We start from the raw sequence: 18007 nt of genomic DNA on the forward strand, positions 1-18007 counted from the left end.
AATCGAATGGAGGATCAGCCATGGACAAGAATCGCATCGACGGTGCCGCCAACCAGGTCAAGGGCGCCGTGAAGGAAGCCGCTGGCAAGGTGACCGGCAATACCAGCACCCAGGTCGAGGGCGCCGCGCAGAAGAACGCCGGCAAGGTCCAGAGCACGGTTGGTAAGGCCAAGGATGATGTCCGCGACGCCGTCAAGTCCTGACGCCGCGGCTTGCGTGACAGCCCTGGCCTGACGGCCAGGGTGGAAAGCCGCCCGGCAGCGATGCCGGGCGGCTTTTTCTATTGGCGGCGCCAGAGGCGGGCCAGCCCGCTGCGCAGCGCGCCCTCCAGCCCGCGATAAAGGCTGAGGCGGGAGACCTTCCAGGCACCGGGGTCGTCCAGCCGCTCCAGGATCACCTCCGGTGGGCAGGGCAGTTCGGTCACCGGGTCCACCTGCCGGGGGAAGAGGATCAGCGTGGCTGCCACCAGCGCGTCCAGCTCCAGCCGGCGGCCACGGCGGGGCGGCGGGTTACGGTCCTCGGTCAGGCCCCAGCCGGCATAGAAGGGCTGGCCCCAGGTGACCACTGGCACGCCGCGCAGCAGCGCCTCGAAGCCCGAGAGCGAGGTCAGGGTATGCAGCGCATCCACCTGCCCCAGCAGCCCGGTCAGTGGCGCGCGGGAGACGACCTGGTCGGCCACCGCCGCCAGGGCCTCGGCCGCCACATGCCCCTTGCGGAAGCCGGCCTCCAGGTCGGGATGCGGCTTGTAGATAATAAAGGCATCGGGATGCGCGGCCCGCACCGCCCGCAGCAGAGCCAGGTTGCCCTGGATGGCGCCGCCACCCAGCCGGACCGAGGCGTCATCCTCCACTTGCCCAGGCACCAGCAGCCGCTGGCGCCCCGCCGGCGCCTGGATCGCCGGGGTCTCGCCGCCCAGGTTGTACTTGGTCACGCCACGCCCGACGATCGCCTGCCGCAGCGCCGCCGCGCGCGCCAGCAGCTCCGGCGGGAAGCTGGCGGTGGCCAGGAGTTCCTCCAGCGCACTGGGCGTGGCGGGGTCGTAATAGATGCCGCGCCGGTCCACGGCATAGGAAGCGCCGGGCAGGAAGCGGGCGCCCAGGCCGCGGGAGCGCACGAAGCCATCCTCCACCGTCAGCAGCGCCACCCCGGCGGCTTCGCACTCGGCGCGGAAGCCCGGCGGCACCGCGCGGGCCCAGGCGGCGATGGCGGCCTGCCCGCTGCGCGCCCGCTCCGCCCTGGCCCGCCGCAGCGCCGAGGCCCCGCCATGGGTGAAGGCTGGCGCGCCACCTGCATGGGCGAAGAGGGCCGCCACCCGCTCCCGCTTCCACCAGGACATGCCGAGGCAGGCCACCACCGGGCGGTTCTCGGCCTGGGCGCGGTTCCAGTTGGCCAGTTGCTCCAGCGCCTGCTCGAAGCGCCAGGGGCGGGCCAGGAAAGGATCGGCGCAGCGGCTGGCGCGGATCAGCGCCGCCATGCGCGGCACCGGGTCCAGCACCCGCCCCGCCACCGGCACCCCGGCGGCGGCGGCCAGCAGCGCCATCTCCGCCGTGGCGCCATGGAGATCCGCAGCCAGGTCCAGCAGCGTCCAGGGCGAGAGCCGTGCGTCCAGCAGCCGCGCGCCCATGGGGGGCGCCAGCACCATCCGCCCATGCGCCGGGGCCGCCGGGTCCCGTGCCAGCAGCAGCGGCCCCGCGCGCATGGCAGCCGCCTGGGCCAGTGCCGCCCGCCCGGCGGCAAGCCGCGCCGGGTCACAGGGGTCCAGCACCACCACCCAGCCACGCTGCGCCAGCCGCATGGCGGCGGCGCCAGGATCGGGCAGGCCCGGCTCGCCACCGATGCGCGACTCAGCCAGATAAGCGGCGGCGGCCCTGGCACGGCCAGCCAGTTCGGCTGCCGCCGGGGGCGGCGGGGCCAGCGGCGCGGAGTCCAGGCAGGCCGGCAGGCCATCGGCCATCAGCAGGGCCACCGGCGCCAGCCGCCCGCCGAAAGCGGGAGCACGCAGCGGGCCGACCGAGTAGCGCAGCAACTCCGCCGGCGCGCCCCGGGGCGGCGCCAGGCCGGCCGGCAGCGCCAGGATCTCCGCCTGTTCCATGACAGGCTCGTGCTCCGGCCAGAAGGCCGGCAGATGCGGCATGCGTTGGAGAACCTCGGGCAGAAAGGCCAGGCGGCGGCGGGGCGGAAGGGCCAAGGCGTGGAAGATCCCGTCTGTCGGATGGCGGTGCCGGGCAGGTTGTGAAAGCAGGGGCTTTGCTACCAAGGGTGCTGTGCGTTAGCTTCCGGCCCATCAGGATAGCATGTGAGTGGGCGTGAACGGATTCCCCTTGGCCACCCAATCGCCTGCGGCCGCACGGATGCTGCCGCGTCTCCGGCTGCCGGCCGTGCTGGGCCTGGTGCTGCTGAGCCTGTCTGGCTGCAGCATGGTGTCCAGCCGCGCCAGCGCCCCTTCCGACATGGCCTCGCCCCCGATAGGGGACCTGCCGCCCCGGCCCGCCGACCCGCTGGCGGCCTTCGCGGCGCGGGCCCAGCTTGGGCAGGAGGAACTGGTGGGCAGCCCGCCGGTTCCGGTCCGGCTGATGCGTGCTTATAACTCCGGCGGCGGCCGCCCCTGCCGCCAGTTGCTGCTCGGCAGCATGGCCACCGGGCGTCAGGCGCTGTATTGCGAGACCATGCCGGGCCAATGGGACGCGGTCCGCCCCCTGCTGCAGAATGGGCCGCCGATTCGGCCATAAGGAGAACACGCGGATGAGCGGTTACGTACCCCGCCGCCGCCAAGCCAGCGCATTGGCGACGCAGCTCCGCGTCATTCACGCCCTTGTGATTCGCGACATGCAGCTCCGCTTCGGGCAGTCGCGGGTCGGTTATGTCTGGCTGGTTGCCGAGCCGGCGATACTGGCTCTTGGCGTTTCAACCATTCACTGGCTGGCCGGGCACGGGCTGCAGCACAACATTCCCGTCTTCCTGTTCTATGGCCTGGGCTACGCCCCCTTCTACATGTTCCGCGGCATCCTGACGCGCAATGCCGGGGCCATCTCCAACGGCCGCAGCCTGCTCTATCACAATGCCATCCGGCTGCATGACCTGAACATGTCGCGCACGGTGCTGGAAGCCGCGGCCTGCATGCCCGTCATCCTGTTGCTGGTGGTGGGCGGCATCATCATTGGCGGATACTGGCCGTCCGATCCTGGCCTCTTTGTCTTCAGCCTGGTGCTCAGCGCCCTGCTGGCACATGGGCTGGGCACGCTGCTGGCCGCGCTCATCGTCTTCTATGAGCCGCTGGAGCGCTTCGTGCACCCCTTCACCTATCTGATGATGCCGATCTCCGGCGCCTTCGGCATGCTCGACTCGCTGCCGGAGAGCGCGCGGGAGCTGCTGCTCTGGAACCCTCTGGCGCATGTTCACGAGGCGATGCGCTATGCCCAGTGGGGCGACCTCATCGTCGCCTATTATAATATTCCCTATGTCCTGCTCTGGGTGCTGATCCTGAACTTCATGGGCATCATGGCGCTGCGCGCCGCCCGCCCCTACGTGACAACCGACTGACGAGACGCCACCGATGATCGAGCTGATCGACGTCTGGAAGAGCTATCGCAGCCACCGCACGGGCCTCCAGAACCAGATCCTGCGCGGTGTGCACGGGCGCATCCGCAAGGGCGACCATGTGGGCATCCTGGGGCGCAATGGCTCCGGCAAGTCCACCCTCATGCGGCTGCTGAGCGGCGTGGACAACCCGACCCACGGCATCATCCGACGCGAGATGAGCATCTCCTGGCCCATCGGCGGCAGCTACGGCCTGCAGCAGGTGGCGACGGGCGCGACCAATGCCCGCTTCATCGCCCGCCTCTACGGCACGCCGGTGCAGCAGACGCAGGATTTCGTGGAAGAATTCGCCGAGCTTGGCCGTTACTTCTACGAGCCTGTGAACACTTATTCATCCGGCATGGTCAGCCGCCTGCTGATGGCCCTGTCCTTCGCAGTGGACTTCGATTGCTATCTGGTTGATGAGGCGCTTTCGACCGGCGATGCCCGCTTCGCCGCCAAATGCCGTCACATGCTGGAAGTCCGGCGTGAGAATGCCGCGATGATTCTTGTGTCGCACAACGCACAGCATGTGCGCCAATACTGCGATACAGCTGCCATCCTGCGGAACGGCATGCTGGAATTCTATGAGGATGTCGATGAAGCTATCGCCGCCTACCAGGGTCTCTGACATCCCCATCTCCGCCGGGCGGGCACGCCCTGCGGCCGTCGCCCCACGGTCGGCGCTGCTGCGGATGCTGTGGCGGCGACGCTTCTTCCTGCTGCTGGTGGGGCTACCAACCCTGATCGCCGCCATCTACCTTTATGGCATCGCCGCCGGGCAATATGTCTCGGAAGCGCGTTTCGTGGTGCGCGGGCAGCAGGAATCGCGCGGCTCCACCTCCTCCTCTCTGGGCGAGATGCTGGGCGCCGCCGCCGGCTTCAAGCAGGTGCCGGCCGAGGCCCTGACGGTGCGCGACTATCTCGAATCCCATGACGCGATCGAATCTCTGAAGACACGGATCGGGCTGGTGGAGATCTACCGCCGGCCGGAAGCCGATTTCCTGGCGCGGCTCTGGAGCCCCGACCTGCCGGCCGAGCTGATGGCGCTCTACTACCACCACATGAACACGGTGACCGTGGACAATACGGGCGGCATCACCACCATCCGCGCCCGTGCCTTCCGGCCGGAGGATGCGCATCGGGTGGCCGAGGAGCAGCTCCGCCTGTCCGAGGAATTCGTCAACAAGCTCTCCTCCCGCGCGCGGGAAGCCTCGGTGAACTTCGCGCAGGGCGAGCTGCGCCGCGCCGAGGAGCGCGTCATCGCCGCCCAGACCGCCATCACCGAATGGCGGCAGCGGGAGCAGGCGGTGGACCCGGTCAGCCTGGCGCAGATCAACCAGGCCGGCTTCGCGGCGCTGGAAAAGGAACTGAACACCGCGCGCACCGAGCTGCAGGAGAAGTCCGCCTTCATGCGGCCGGACAACCCGCAGATCGCCACGCTGCGCAACCGCATCCAGGCCCTGCAGGCCCGCATCCGCATCGAGCGTGACCGCCTGACCACCGGCGCCGAAGCGCTGCCCGAGCGGATCTCGGTCTTCGAGCGCCTGGCGCAGGAGCGGGAATTCGCCAACAAGCAGCTCGCCTCCGCCACCGCCTCGCTCGAGATGGCGCGGATGGAGGCGCAGCGCCAGCAGCTCTTCCTCGCGCGCGTGGTGGAGCCCAACATGGCCGAATACCCGCTCTACCCCCGCGCGGCCATCTTCCTGATCAGCTTCTTTGCCGTCCTGTCGATGCTCTATGGCGTCGGCTGGCTTCTTCTCGCCGGGGTTCGCGAACATGCGCTCTAGCCGCCGTCTTCCCGCTCTCCTGACAGCGCTGGCCTTCGCCGCCGCCGCCGTGGCGCCGGCACCCGCCAGCGCGCAGCAGAACGTGTATCAGCAGATGCTGGAGGCCCAGCGGGCCCAGCAGACCCAGCTCAACAGCGAGCAGGCCGGCGGCCAGCAGATGCTGAACTCGCCGACGCCGGGGCTGATGACCAACAGCGGCGCCATGCAGCAGGTGCCGAGCCTGCTGGCGCCGGATACCGTCGTCAACCGCGCCGGCAGCGCCACCGAGGCCGAGGCCGGCGCCACCGCCCAGGGCCCGCTGGCCGAGCCCTTCCGTAACCCCGGACCCAGCCGCACCGTCTTCGGTGCCGCCCTCTTCGCGCGCGGGGCGCCGACGCCCTCCGACAGCGGCAACCCCAACTACCGCCTGAGCCCGGGCGATCGCGTCAGCGTCCGCGTCTGGGGCCCGGTGGAGACCGAGGCCATCGGCGCGCTGGACAACCAGGGCAACCTCTTCCTGCCCTCCATCGGCCCGCTGCGCCTGGCCGGCGTCCGCGCCGGCGACCTGCAGCAGACGGTCGAGGCCGAGGTGCGCCGCATCTACACCCAGCAGGTGCAGGTCTATGCCGTGCTGCTGGCTGCGGGGCGCCTCGGCGTCTATGTCACCGGCTATGTGCGGCTGCCTGGCCGCCACCAGGGCTCGGCCTCCGATACCCCGCTGGACTTCCTGCTGCGCGCCGGCGGCGTGGACCCCGCCCGCGGCTCCTACCGCGACATCACGGTCAACCGTGGCGGCCGCGTGGTAAATCGCATCGACCTCTACCCCTTCCTGCTGCGCGGCAGCCTGCCGAATATCTCGCTGCAGGACGGCGACACCATCGTGGTCGGCAAGCAGGGCGCGACCATCTCGGCCGATGGCGCGGTGCGCAACAACTACCTCTTCGAGGTGGACGGGCGCTCCATGCAGGGCCAGGAGCTGATCGACCTCTCCGGGCCGCTGCCGGCAGCCACCAATGCCGTGGTGCGCGGCACCCGCAACAGCCAACCCTGGTCGCGCTACGCCACCCTGGCCGAGCTGCGCCGCCTGCCGCTGCTGGACCAGGACGTGGTGACCTTCATCACCGACTCGCCGGCGCCCACCGTGCGCGTCTTCGTGGAAGGCAGCCGCATCGGTCCCTCCGTGCTGGTGGCCGACCGCGACGCCAATCTCTGCCAGCTGCTCGACTATATCGAGGTGAACCCGGCCCTGGCCGATACGCGCTCGGTCTATGTGCTGCGCAAGCGCCTGGCGGCGCAGCAGCTCCGCTCCATCAATGAGGCGCTGGACCGGCTGGAGCGGCAGCTCTTCACCGCCTCCTCCGCCACCACGGGCGTGGCCGAGATCCGCACGCAGGAAGCGCAGCTGGTCTCCAGCTACATCCAGCGCGGCCGCCGCATCCAGCCGGAAGGCCGGCTGGTGGCGGTGGACGACCAGGGCCGCTGCGCCCGCATCCGCCTGGAGGATGGCGACACCATCGTGATCCCCGAGCGCTCCGACACCGTGCTGGTGGGCGGCGAGGTGCTGAACCCCGGCGGCGTGGTCTGGCGTGAGGGCATGACGATCCGCCAGTACCTGGATGCCGCCGGCGGCGTGACCCAGCGTGGCGACGCGGATGCGGTGATGATCCGCCGCGCCAGCGGCCAGGTGATCCTCGACCCGCGTGAGGGCCCGCGCCCTGGCGACGAGCTGATCGCCCTGCCGCAGCTGGGCGCCAAGAGCTTCCAGATCACGCGCGACCTGCTGCAGCTCGTCTACCAGACTGCGCTCACCGGCTATTACGTCGGCCGCCTCTGAGGCGCGGATCAGAAAAAAGGCCACCGGGGCAACCCGGTGGCCTTTTTTCATGCGCGGCGGCCAGGGGCCCGAAGGCCCCTCCGGCATCAGGCGGCGTGGCGCTGCGCGGGGCGGGCCAGCAGCACGGCCTCGGCCCAGCCCGGCGCCTCGGCCAGCAGGCGGTCGATCTGCGCCGGGGTCATCGTCTCGGCATGCTCACGCGCGGTGGTCAGGCGCGGGTTCCAATCCTGCACCACGGCGGGCGCGGCCACGCCGCCGGGCAGCGAGCCTTCCTGCACCATCTCCGCCACGCGGCGGACGGTGCACAGGATGCGGGCGGCGGCCTCCAGCCGCAGGCGGTCGGCCAGGTCACCCTGGGTCAGGTCAGTCAGCGCGTCGAGGGTCATGCGCCGGCGGGCTGCCGGCGGCAGGGCGAAAGTCTCAAGGGCCATGGGGGCTATCTCCAAACGCGTCGATCCCGCTTCTTGCACGGCGGGGGTCGCGGATGCGGGACATGGCCGCATCGGCCATTGGCCGCAACACCCGCATCCCCGGGGAAGGCGCATGGGGGCCATGTCCTACCCGGCTCAGCCTCTGGCATGGCGCTTTCCGCCACCCCCACGTCTTCCCGAACGACACGGCACGTCCCGCGGTTTCGCACTTCTCGCGCGGCAATTTCGGGGGCATGGAAGCACGCCATGCCGAATCACACCGCACCCAGCCCCGTCGTTCCGCTGTCGAATCAGCGCATCTCCCTGCCCAAGGAGCGCATCCGCATCCTTCTGCTGGAAGGCGTTTCCGACACCGCCGTCAGCCTGTTGGCCGGCGCGGGCTACACGAATGTGCAGCGCGAAACCAAGGCACTGGAAGGCGAGGCGCTGACCGAGGCGCTGCAGGGCGTGCACCTGCTGGGCATCCGCTCCCGCACCCAGCTCACGGTCGAGGCCCTGCGCGCGGCGGACCGGCTGATCGCGGTGGGCTGCTTCTGCATCGGCACCAACCAGGTGGACCTGGCCGTTGCCAAGGAGCTGGGCATCCCGGTCTTCAACGCCCCCTTCAGCAATACCCGCAGCGTGGCGGAACTGACGATGGGTGAGATCGTGATGCTGCTGCGCCGCATCCCCGACCGCTCCCGCTCCGCGCATGACGGCGGCTGGGACAAGTCGGCCGACAACAGCAAGGAAGTGCGCGGCAAGACGCTGGGCATCGTCGGCTACGGCAATATCGGCAGCCAGCTCTCGGTGCTGGCCGAGGCCTTCGGCATGCGCGTCATCTACTACGACACCATCCCGAAGCTGGGCCATGGCAATGCCGTCGCCGCCGCCTCCCTGCACGACCTGCTCGCGGCCTCCGACGTCGTCACCCTGCATGTGCCGGAGACGGACCAGACCACCCACCTGATCGGCCCCGCCGAGATCGCGGCCATGCGCCCGGGCGCGCTGCTGATCAACAACAGCCGCGGCAAGGTGGTGGACCTGGACGCCCTGGCCGAGGCCCTGAAGTCCGGCCACCTGCTCGGCGCCGCCGCCGATGTCTTCCCCGAGGAGCCGAAGCGCAACGGCGAGCGCTTCACCACCCCGCTCCAGGGCCTGCCCAACGTAATCCTGACGCCGCATATCGGCGGCAGCACGGAAGAGGCGCAGGAGCGCATCGGCGAGGAAACCGCCCGCAAGCTGTCGGACTACTCCGACACCGGCGCCACGCTCGGCGCGGTGAACTTCCCGGAAGTCACCCTGCCCGCCACGGCGCGCGGCACCCGCTTCCTGCATGTCCACCGCAACGTGCCGGGCGTGCTGGCGGCGCTGAACGAGGCCTTCAGCCGCTACAGCCTGAACATCACCGCCCAGTACCTGCAGACGGACCCGCAGATCGGCTACGTCGTGGTGGACGCCGAGAACGTGGCGGAACCCGACTCGCTGCTGGCGACACTGCGGGACGTGCCGGGCACCATCCGGGCGCGACTGATCTACGAGCGGCACTGAGGGGACAGGCCAGGGGCGCTGCCCCTGGACCCCGCCGGGGTGGAGAGTCCACCCCGGACCCCGCTTCGAGTTTTCTAAAGGCTTCAAGCCCAGGGTGGCGCAATGACGGCCACGCGCGCTGAGGCCGCAGTCGCCGGAGGTCGATGACCTCCGGCGGAACCACCGTGCCGTCAGGGCTCAATTGCTGGCGGGGTCTGGGGTGACCCTGTCACCCAGCGGGGTGACCTGGAGGGGCGGCGCCCCTCCAGCCTTTCTCACCGCATCGCCGGAATGGCCCGCCCGGCGATCAGCCGCAGGATGCGCGTCGGCCGTTCCACCCCCAGCAGCCGGTGCGCGATCAGGATCACGCTGCGGCCTTCGGTGGCGGTGTCCAGCGTCTCCAGGAAGGCACGCTCGGCTGAGGGGTCCAGCCCCGCCGCCGGCTCGTCCAGGATCAGGATGCGCGCGGGGGAGAGCAGCACGCGGGCCAGCGCCAGCCGCCGCCCCTGCCCGCCTGAGAAGCGCGCGCCGCCCTCGCCGCAACCGGTCTCCAGCCCTTCCGGCAGTGCGCGCACCACATCGCCGATGCCGGCGCGGTCCAGGGCACGCCACAGCGCCTCGTCGCTCGCATCCGGCGCGGCGAGGCGCAGGTTGGCGGCGATGCTGTCGTCGAAGAGGCGGGCATCCTGCGTCAGGCAGGCGATGCGGGCGCGCACCTCGTCATGCGCCAGGGTGGCGATATCCACGCCGCCCAGCAGGATTCGCCCTTCCTGTGGCGCCGCCAGCTTCAGCAGCAGCGCGGCGAGCGAGGACTTGCCAGCACCAGACGGCCCCAGCAGCGCCAGGCGCCCGCCTTCCGGCAGGTCCATGTCCAGGCCGGTGAAGACCGGGTCGCGGTCCTGGTTCCAGGCGAAATGCAGACCCTCCACCTTCAGCGCATAACCCTTGGGCGGGGCGGCGGGGGTGGCGGGCTCGGCCACCGGCGGGGGCGTGTCGGCGGCCTCGAAGAGGCGGCGGGCGCCAGCGCCGGCTGCGGCCAGGGCGGTGCCGGCGCGCGGCAGGGCGGAGAGAGATTCGCCGGCGGCCAGGGCCAGGAAGAGGCCCACCACGGCCACGCCCACGGCGGCGGGGCCGCCGGAAAGGCCATAGGCCAGCGCCCCCAGCAGCGCCGCCTGCGCCAGCACCGTGCCGGCGGCGCCACCCCAGGCGGAGCGGCGGGACAGGCGCTTCTGCGCGGCGGTCAGCACCTCGGCGGCGGCGGAAAGGCGGGCGGCGGCACGCGGCTCGGCATTGGCGGCCAGTGTGTCCTCGATGCCCAGCAGCGGGTCGATGGCGGCGGCGCGCAGGCCGCCCTGCGCCTCGGCCACCCGCTCGGCGGCGCGGGCGGCGCCGGGGGCCAGCAGGGGCGGCAGCAGCAGCGCGAGGGCCAGCGGCAGCGCCACGATGGCGGCCAGCGCCGGGTCCAGCGCGCCCAGGATGGCGGCGGCAGCCAGCACCACCGCCAGGGCGGCGGTCACCGGCACCAGGGCGCGGAGATAAAGCCCGTCCAGTGCCTCGACATCCGTGACGAGGCGGCCCAGCAGGTCGCCCGCCCCGCGCAGGCCGAGACCGCCCGGCAGGCGCTCGGCCAGGCGGCGGAAGAACCAGACGCGGGTATCGGCCAGCGCCCGGAAGGTGGCGGCATGGGTCACCAGCCGCTCGAAGTAGCGGGCGCCGGGGCGCAGGAAGATCAGCGGCCGCAGCAGGATCAGCGAGCCGGCGGCGGCGCCGGCCAGGGCGCCGGTCCGCAGCCCTTCGGAGACGCCACGCCCCGCGAAGGCCAGCAGCGCCACGCCGGCCAGCACCGCCAGGATGGAGACGATGGCCCCGGCGATCAGCCAGCCCCAGCGGGAGCGCCAGAGGCCGAGGACGCGGGTCAGGTCATGCAGCATGGAGGCTCACTCCCCGGCCATGCGGGTGCCGGGCAGGGCGCGGCCGTGTTCCAGCTCCAGCACCCGGTTGAAGCGGGCGCGCAGCGCGGTGGAATGGGTGGCGATGATGGCGGTGCGGCCGGTGCACAGGCGGCGCAGGCTGTCCAGCACATCCGATTCGGTGCCGGGGTCGAGATGCGCGGTGGGCTCGTCCAGCAGCACCAGCGGCGCGTCGCGCAGAAAGGCGCGGGCAATGGCCACGCGCTGCGCCTGCCCGCCGGACAGGCCGAAGCCGCCCTCGCCCACCAGCGTTTCCAGCCCCTGCGGCATGCTGTCGGTGAAATCCGTCACCCGCGCGGCGCGGGCGGCGGCCTCCACCTGGGCATCCGTGGCATCGGGGCGGGCCAGGGCGATATTCTCGCGGATGGTGGCGCGGAAGAGATGCGCCTTCTGGCCGACATAGGCGGAAAGGCGGCGCAGCTCGGCGGGGGCCAGGGTGGTGGCGTCGCGGCCATTGAAGGCGATGCGCCCGGTATCCGGCAGGCGGAAGCCCATCAGCAGGCGCAGAACGGAGGATTTGCCGGAGCCCGAGGGGCCGGCCAGCACCAGCGCCTCCCCCGGCATGACCCGGAAGGAAAGGTCCGACAGCGCGGCGCCGCGCGCGGCGTCATAGGTCAGGCCGACGCCCTCAAAGGTCACCACCAAGGAGGGCGGGATCTCCTGGAGCTTCAGCCCCTCCTCCTGCGGCACCTCGGAGGCGAGCAGCGGCGCCAGGGCGGCGGCGGCACCATTGGCGGACATGCGCTCGTGATAAGCGGCCGAGAAGGCGCGCAGCGGCGCGAAGAAGGCCGGCACCAGCAGGATGGAGAAGACCGCCGCCACCGGCTCCGGATGCCCGCCCACCAGCAGGTTGCCGTGCCGCCAGGCCAAGCAGCCCAGCACGGCGGCGGCAATGGCCTCCAGCGACAGGCCGGACAGGAAGGCGACGCGCAGCACCTTCATGGTGCGGCGGCGCAGGTCGGTGGCGGCCTCGCTCAAAGCCTCGGCCTCGGCGTCCTGGCGGCGGAAGAGCACCAGTTGCGGCAGGCCGCGCATGCGGTCCAGGAAGCGGCCGGACAGCGCCTGCAGGGCATCGAACTGGCGGCGGGAGGCCACGGCGGCGCCGATGCCGGTGATGGCCATGGAGACCGGCACCAGCGCACCGGCCACCAGCAGGATCACGCCGCTCAACGGTTCCACCGCCGCTACCGCCAGCGCGATCAGCAGCGGCCCGGCGGCGGCCAGGATGGCGGCGGGCAGCCAGCGGGAGAAATAACCGTCCAGAGCCTCGATCCGGTCCACCACCAGGGCGGCGCGCTCGCCCACCGGGCGCTCGTCGGCGGGGCCGGCGGCCAGCAGGGCGGCGAAGGCGCGGTCCCGCAGCGTGGCGCGGGCGGCGGCGCCGGCGGCGGCCTGGGCACGCTCCTGCGCCACCGTCAGGGCGGTGGCCAGCAGCGCCAGGGCGGCGGCGGCGGCGAGTTCCGGCCAGCCGGCCTCGCCCCAGCGGGCTTCGCCATGGCCGAGCAGGGCGGCCAGGAGGCGGGCGATGAACCAGGCCTGGGCGATGCCGCAGGCAATGGAGGCGATGCCGAGCAGAACCGGGCGCGCCAGACGGCCGCGGCTTTCACGTGCCGCGGCCGAAAGCAGGGCGCGCGCCCGGGCCATCTCGGCCTTACGGGGCAGGGACATGCCGGGCGTTCTAGAACAGATTGTCCCGGGGCGGTATCGCTGCCTGTGCGAATTGCCCGCCGGATGCAGGAAAACCCCCGCCGATGCTGCCCAGCCATGGTCGCTATGCCTACCATCCCTGGCCGCAGCGGCCGGAATACCGCTGGCCGGGCGGGGCCAGGCTGGCCGTCTATCTCGGCCTGAACCTGGAGCATTTCGCCTTTGGCGAGGGGTTGGGGGCGGAGCTGGCGCCGGGCGCCAATGGCGGCGGCGGGCCGCAGCCGGATGTGCTGAACTATGCCTGGCGGGACTATGGCAACCGCGTCGGCGCCTGGCGGGTGCTGGAACTGCTGGAGGAACTCGCCCTGCCCGCCACGGTGCTGCTGAACAGCGCCATGTATGACTACGCGCCGGAGCTGGTGGCCGCCCACCGCGCCCGGGGCGACGAGATCGCCGGCCATGGCCGCAGCAACAGCGAGCGCCAGAGCACCCTGCCCGAGGCGGAGGAGCGCGCGCTGATCGCCGAGGCCACCGCCGCCATCGCGCGGCATGAGGGCGCGGCGCCGCGCGGCTGGCTTTCCCCCTGGATCGCCGAGAGCCGCACCACGCCGGACCTGCTGGCCGAGGCCGGCTATCGCTACACCCTGAACTGGTGCGCCGACGACCAGCCGGTCTGGATGAACACCCGCGCAGGCCGGCTGCTGGCCATCCCCTATCCGCAGGAGGTCAACGACATCCCCGCCATTGTGGCCCGCAAGGACGGCGCGGCGCAGTTCGCGGAGATGATCCTGGATGATTTCGCGGAAAGGCTGCGGCAGGTGCGGGATGGCAAGCCGCAGGTGATGGGCATCGCCCTGCATCCTTACCTGATCGGCCAGCCTTATCGGCTGCGGGCGCTGCGGCGAGCGCTGGCCACGATCGCGGCGGCGCGCGAAGAGGTCTGGATCACCACCGCCGGCGGCATCCTGGACCATGTGGCCGGCCTGCCGGAAGGCACCGTGCCCTGACCATCCACCACCACGAGGGAGACGAACAATGACCCGCACCACCCTGGCCCGCCTGGCCGCTGTCCTGACGCTGGTCCTGGCGGCCGGCACGCTCTCCGCCTGCAGCCAGGACCGGGATTCCGCCCATCGGCCGGGCACCTCCGGCTTCTATGGCGGCGCCGGCGGCGGCATCAACTGGCGCTGAGAACAATCCCTTCCGGCACGGCGCGGGATTTGCTTCGCTTCCGGGATGAACGGATGCATCGAGTTCGTCCTGAACGGCGTGACCCGCCGCCTGCCGCCCGGCACCCCGCCGGGCCAGACCCTGCTGGAATGGCTGCGCGGGCCTGAGGCCGGGCTGACCGGCACCAAGGAAGGCTGCGCCGAGGGCGATTGCGGCGCCTGCACCGTGGTGGCGGAGGAGCCGGACGGCCGCCGCGTGCCGCTGAATGCCTGCCTGGCGCTGCTGGGCCAGATGCATGGCCGCAGCCTCCGCACCGTGGAAGGGCTGCGCGGTCCCGGCGGCGCCCCCCACCCGGTGCAGCGCGCGATGGCCGAGGCCGATGCCACCCAATGCGGCTTCTGCACCCCCGGCATCGTCATGTCCGCCTGGGCGCATGCCCGCGAAGGCGGCAGCGTGCATGAGGCATTGGCAGGCAATCTCTGCCGCTGCACCGGCTACCGCCCGATCCTCGATGCCTTTTCCCGGCTGGAGGATGACGCGGCCCCCGCCCCGCCACCCGCTGCCCTGGCGGGCGGGCATTTCAGCGGCACCGGGCAGGAATTCCACCTGCCCGCCGACCTTCCTTCCCTGCTGGCGCTGCGCGCCACCCTGCCCGATGCCTGGCTGCTGGCCGGCGGCACCGACCTCGGCCTGCGCGTCTCCGAACACCGGGAAAAGCCGCCCGCCATCCTTTGCCTGTCGGCGGTGCCGGAACTGCAGCACCTGGAAGCGGGGCCGGAAGGGCTGCGCATCGGCGCCGGCGTCACCTATGGCCGCCTGCTGCCGGCGCTGGAGGGGGATTTCGCCCCCATGGCCGCGTTGCTGCGCCGCCTGGGCTCGCGCCAGATCCGAGGCATGGGCACGCTGGGGGGCAATCTGGGCACCGCTTCGCCGATCGGGGATGCGCTGCCGCCGCTGCTGGCGCTGGGCGCGCGCATCGTGCTGGCCTCGGCGGCGCGGGGGAAGCGGGTGGTCGGGGCCGATGCCTTCTTCACCGGCTACCGCCAGACGCTGCTGGCGCCGGACGAGGTCATCATCCGCATCGACCTGCCGCGCCCGCCGCAGAACAGCGTCTTTGTCTGCGAGAAGCTTTCCAAGCGGCACGACCAGGATATTTCCACCGTCTCCGCCACCTTCCTGCTGCGGCTGGAAGGCGGGCGCATCGCCGAGGCCCGGCTGGCCTTCGGCGGCATGGCCGCCACCCCCGCCCGCGCCGCCGCCGCCGAGGCCGCCCTGACCGGTGCCCCCCTGGCCGAAGCCAGCTTCGCCACCGCCGTCGAGGCTCTGGCGCGGGATTTCACGCCTCTCTCCGACTGGCGCGGCAGCGCGGAATACCGCGCGGCGGGCGCGGCGGGGCTGCTGCGGCGGCTCTACTGGCGCGCCGCGCATCCCGAACTGGCGATGGAGGTGCATGCGCTGTGAAGACCGGCATGGGCGCCGCGCTGCGCCAGGACAGCGCGCTGAAGCACACCACCGGCGAGGCGCGCTTCGCTGACGACATGCTGGAACCGCCGGGGCTGCTGCATGCGGTGCTGGCGCTCTCCCCCGTGGCGCATGGCGCGCTGGCGCCCCTGGACCTCGCCCCGGCCCGCGCCATGCCCGGCGTGGTGGTGGCGCTGGGGCCGGGGGATATCCCAGGCCGCAACGACATCTCGCCCAGCGGCAAGGCGCGGGAACGGCTCTTCGCCGAGGAATACGTGGAACACTGGGGCCAGCCGCTGGCCCTGGTGGTGGCCCACACGCGGGACGAGGCCATCGCCGCCGCCACCGCGCTGCGGCCGGAGATCCGCCCCTTGCCCCCGGTGCTGGAATTGGAAGAGGCCCTGGCGGCGAACAGCCTGCTGATGCCGCCCATGGTGATGCAGCGCGGCGACGCGGCGGCGGCGCTGGCGGCTGCGCCCATCGCGCTGGATGGCGAATTCCGCTGCGGCGGGCAGGAACATTTCTATCTGGAAGGGCAGATCGCCCTGGCCATTCCCGGCGAGGATGGCGACCTGACCGTGCATTCCTCCACCCAGCACCCGACGGAGGTGCAGCATATCGCCGCCCGCGTGCTGGGCTGCGACTACAACCGCGTTTCCGTGCAGTGCCGGCGCATGGGCGGCGGCTTCGGCGGCAAGGAAAGCAATGCCAGCTGGGTCGGCGCCGCCGCCGCCCTGGCCGCCCGCGCCAGCGGCCGGCCGGTGAAGCTGCGGCTGGCGCGCAAGGCCGATATGGCCGCTACCGGCAAGCGCCACCCCTTCCTGTTCCGCTGGCGCGCGGGCTGCGATGCCGCCGGCCGGCTGCTGGCGCTGGATGCCACCCTGGCCGCCGATGGCGGCAGCACGCTGGACCTGTCCGGCGGCGTGGTGATGCGGGCGGTGACGCATGCGCTGAATGCCTGCGACGTGCCGGCGGTGCGCGTCACTGGCCTGGCCTGCAAGACCAACACGGTCAGCAACACCGCCTTCCGCGGCTTCGGCGGCCCGCAGGGCGTGCTGCTGATGGAGGACGTGCTGCAGGCCGCCGCCCGCGCCACCGGCCAGAGCCTGGAAGCGGTGCGGGAGCACAACTTCGCCGGCGGCCCCAATGGCGACGAGACGCCCTATGGCCAGCACCTGGAAGGCGACCTGATCCGCCGTGTCTGGGCCGAGGCCAAACTGCTCTCCGCCTGGGACGCCCGCCGTGCCGAGATCGACGCCTTCAACGCAAGCCACCCGACCCTGCGCCGGGGCCTGGGCAGCTTCGTGCTGGCCTTCGGCATTTCCTTCGGCATCGTCGCCATGAACCAGGCGGGCGCGCTGGTCAGCGTCTATACCGATGGCTCCATCCGCCTGAACCATGGCGGCACCGAGATGGGCCAGGGCCTGTTCATCAAGGTCGCCCAGGTGGTGGCGGAGGTGTTCGGGGTGGAGGTGGAGCGCATCCGCATCACCGCGACCTCGACGGACGAGGTGCCGAATACCTCCCCCACGGCGGCCTCCACCGGCAGCGACCTGAACGGCTGGGCGGCGCATGTCGCCGCCACCGCCATCCGCGCCCGCATGGCCAGGGCCGCCGCCGCGCTCTGGGGCCTGGCGGAGGAGGATGTCGCCTTCACCGACGGCCAGGTCACGGCCGGCAACCACAGCATGAGCTTCGGCGAGCTGGCGCATCATTGCTGGAGCCAGCGGATCAGCCTTTCCGCCACGGGCTTCTACAAGACCCCGGACCTGCACTGGGACCCGGTGGCCATGAAGGGCCACCCCTTCTTCTATTTCTCCTACGGCGCCAGCGTGGCCGAGGTGCTGCTGGACCGGCTGACCGGCGAGCACCGCGTGCTGCGCGCCGACATGGTGCAGGATTGCGGCCGTTCCCTGAACCCGGCCATCGACCTCGGCCAGATCGAGGGCGCCTTCGTGCAGGGCCTGGGCTGGCTGACCTGCGAGGAGTTGTGGTGGGACGCCGCCGGGCGCCTGCGCACCCTGGGCCCTTCCACCTACAAGATCCCGGGCTCGCGCGACGTGCCACCGGTCTTCAACGTGAAGCTGCTGGAGGATGCGCCGGCGCGGGCCGAGACCATCTTCCGCTCCAAGGCGGTGGGGGAGCCGCCGCTGATGCTGGCGACGGCGGTGTGGAACGCGCTGCGCGACGCCACCGGCGCCGCCCGCCTCGACCTGCCGGCCACGCCAGAGCGCGTGCTGCGCGCCCTGGGCGGGTGCTGAAGCGGCTTAGCCGCAGATCTGCTCCAGAGTTTCCACCAGCTCGCGCGGGTCATAGGGCTTGGCCAGCACCGGCACGCCCCGGTGATGCTCCGGCAGGCCGGCGGCGCCATAGCCGGTGGCCACCACGAAGGGCACGCCACGCTCGGCCAGCAGATCCGCCACGGGGGTGGAAAGCTGGCCGGCCAGGTTGATGTCCAGCACCGCCCCGCCGATCTCGCTGTCCTCCAGCAGGGCCAGGGCCTCCTCCACCGTCGCGGCGGGGCCGAGCACCTCGGCGCCGGCATCCAGCAAGGCATCCTCGACCAGCATGGCGATCAGCGCCTCATCCTCGACCACCAGGATACGCCGTCCGTTCAAAGTCATGCGCGGGTCCATCGGC

16 protein-coding genes are annotated in these 18007 nt (G+C 71.7%); 11 read left to right on the top strand and 5 right to left on the bottom strand.

The annotated features are described in order from the left end of the window. Positions 1-20 precede the first annotated feature (20 nt). Positions 21-203, top strand: a complete 183-nt coding sequence (locus EBE87_RS12935) for a CsbD family protein (protein WP_120638398.1) — start codon at positions 21-23, stop codon at positions 201-203. 77 nt (positions 204-280) lie between these two features. On the opposite strand, the gene EBE87_RS12940 is transcribed toward EBE87_RS12935, so the two are convergent. Then, the gene (locus EBE87_RS12940) at positions 281-2188 is read right to left on the bottom strand and encodes a capsular polysaccharide export protein, LipB/KpsS family (RefSeq protein WP_122140022.1); all 1908 of its coding nucleotides are present in this window, start codon (positions 2186-2188) and stop codon (positions 281-283) included. A 163-nt stretch (positions 2189-2351) separates the two neighbouring features. Between EBE87_RS12940 and EBE87_RS12945 the strand changes: the two genes are divergently transcribed. Genes EBE87_RS12945 through EBE87_RS12965 form a run of 5 tightly spaced genes read left to right on the top strand, consistent with a single transcriptional unit; the run spans position 2352 to position 7179 of the window. After that, positions 2352-2729: a hypothetical protein gene (locus EBE87_RS12945; protein WP_147426199.1), complete on the top strand. Its 378-nt coding sequence runs from the start codon at positions 2352-2354 to the stop codon at positions 2727-2729. A gap of 13 nt (positions 2730-2742) precedes the next feature. Beyond that, on the top strand, positions 2743-3540 hold the full coding sequence (locus EBE87_RS12950) for an ABC transporter permease (protein WP_120640529.1): 798 nt from the start codon (positions 2743-2745) through the stop codon (positions 3538-3540). A 13-nt stretch (positions 3541-3553) separates the two neighbouring features. Continuing rightward, positions 3554-4207, top strand: coding sequence for an ABC transporter ATP-binding protein (locus EBE87_RS12955; protein ID WP_120640528.1), 654 nt, complete (start codon positions 3554-3556; stop codon positions 4205-4207). Continuing rightward, positions 4176-5366, top strand: coding sequence for a capsule biosynthesis protein (locus EBE87_RS12960; RefSeq protein ID WP_233553425.1), 1191 nt, complete (start codon positions 4176-4178; stop codon positions 5364-5366). Before EBE87_RS12955 ends, EBE87_RS12960 begins: the two co-directional genes overlap by 32 nt. After that, entirely contained in the window at positions 5356-7179 is a 1824-nt protein-coding gene (locus EBE87_RS12965) for a polysaccharide biosynthesis/export family protein (protein ID WP_120640531.1), read from the top strand. Before EBE87_RS12960 ends, EBE87_RS12965 begins: the two co-directional genes overlap by 11 nt. 86 nt (positions 7180-7265) lie before the next feature. Here the strand turns inward: EBE87_RS12965 and EBE87_RS12970 are convergent, their stop codons facing one another. Then, positions 7266-7610, bottom strand: a complete 345-nt coding sequence (locus EBE87_RS12970) for a hypothetical protein (protein WP_120640526.1) — start codon at positions 7608-7610, stop codon at positions 7266-7268. Between the two features lie 246 nt (positions 7611-7856). Here EBE87_RS12970 and serA point away from each other — a divergent pair, with 246 nt between their 5' ends. Continuing rightward, positions 7857-9140 carry a phosphoglycerate dehydrogenase gene (gene serA / locus EBE87_RS12975; RefSeq protein ID WP_120640525.1) on the top strand — a complete coding sequence of 428 codons (1284 nt, stop codon included), beginning with the start codon at positions 7857-7859 and terminating at the stop codon, positions 9138-9140. Positions 9141-9394: 254 nt separating this feature from the next. Here serA and cydC read toward each other — a convergent pair whose 3' ends face one another. Both cydC and cydD read right to left on the bottom strand, forming a co-directional pair. Then, positions 9395-11050 carry a thiol reductant ABC exporter subunit CydC gene (gene cydC, locus EBE87_RS12980; RefSeq protein ID WP_122140024.1) on the bottom strand — a complete coding sequence of 552 codons (1656 nt, stop codon included), beginning with the start codon at positions 11048-11050 and terminating at the stop codon, positions 9395-9397. A gap of 6 nt (positions 11051-11056) precedes the next feature. Further along, positions 11057-12757, bottom strand: a complete 1701-nt coding sequence (gene cydD / locus EBE87_RS12985) for a thiol reductant ABC exporter subunit CydD (protein ID WP_122140025.1) — start codon at positions 12755-12757, stop codon at positions 11057-11059. Between the two features lie 83 nt (positions 12758-12840). On the opposite strand from cydD, the gene EBE87_RS12990 reads away from it, so the two are divergent. Genes EBE87_RS12990 through xdhB form a run of 4 tightly spaced genes read left to right on the top strand, consistent with a single transcriptional unit; the run spans position 12841 to position 17628 of the window. After that, on the top strand, positions 12841-13743 hold the full coding sequence (locus tag EBE87_RS12990; RefSeq protein WP_120639547.1) for a polysaccharide deacetylase family protein: 903 nt from the start codon (positions 12841-12843) through the stop codon (positions 13741-13743). Positions 13744-13771: 28 nt separating this feature from the next. After that, positions 13772-13927 (top strand): hypothetical protein, encoded by a 156-nt coding sequence (locus EBE87_RS28990; RefSeq protein WP_158600958.1) that lies wholly within the window; start codon positions 13772-13774, stop codon positions 13925-13927. A 45-nt stretch (positions 13928-13972) separates the two neighbouring features. Next, on the top strand, positions 13973-15367 hold the full coding sequence (locus EBE87_RS12995) for a xanthine dehydrogenase small subunit (RefSeq protein WP_120639546.1): 1395 nt from the start codon (positions 13973-13975) through the stop codon (positions 15365-15367). Next, positions 15364-17628, top strand: coding sequence for a xanthine dehydrogenase molybdopterin binding subunit (gene xdhB / locus EBE87_RS13000; RefSeq protein ID WP_233553323.1), 2265 nt, complete (start codon positions 15364-15366; stop codon positions 17626-17628). Before EBE87_RS12995 ends, xdhB begins: the two co-directional genes overlap by 4 nt. Before the next feature lie 6 nt (positions 17629-17634). Here the strand turns inward: xdhB and EBE87_RS13005 are convergent, their stop codons facing one another. Beyond that, positions 17635-18003 carry a response regulator gene (locus tag EBE87_RS13005; protein ID WP_120639548.1) on the bottom strand — a complete coding sequence of 123 codons (369 nt, stop codon included), beginning with the start codon at positions 18001-18003 and terminating at the stop codon, positions 17635-17637. Positions 18004-18007 lie beyond the last annotated feature (4 nt).

It is taken from the genome of Teichococcus wenyumeiae, from assembly GCF_003696345.1.
Classification (GTDB): Bacteria; Pseudomonadota; Alphaproteobacteria; order Acetobacterales; family Acetobacteraceae; genus Pseudoroseomonas; species Pseudoroseomonas wenyumeiae.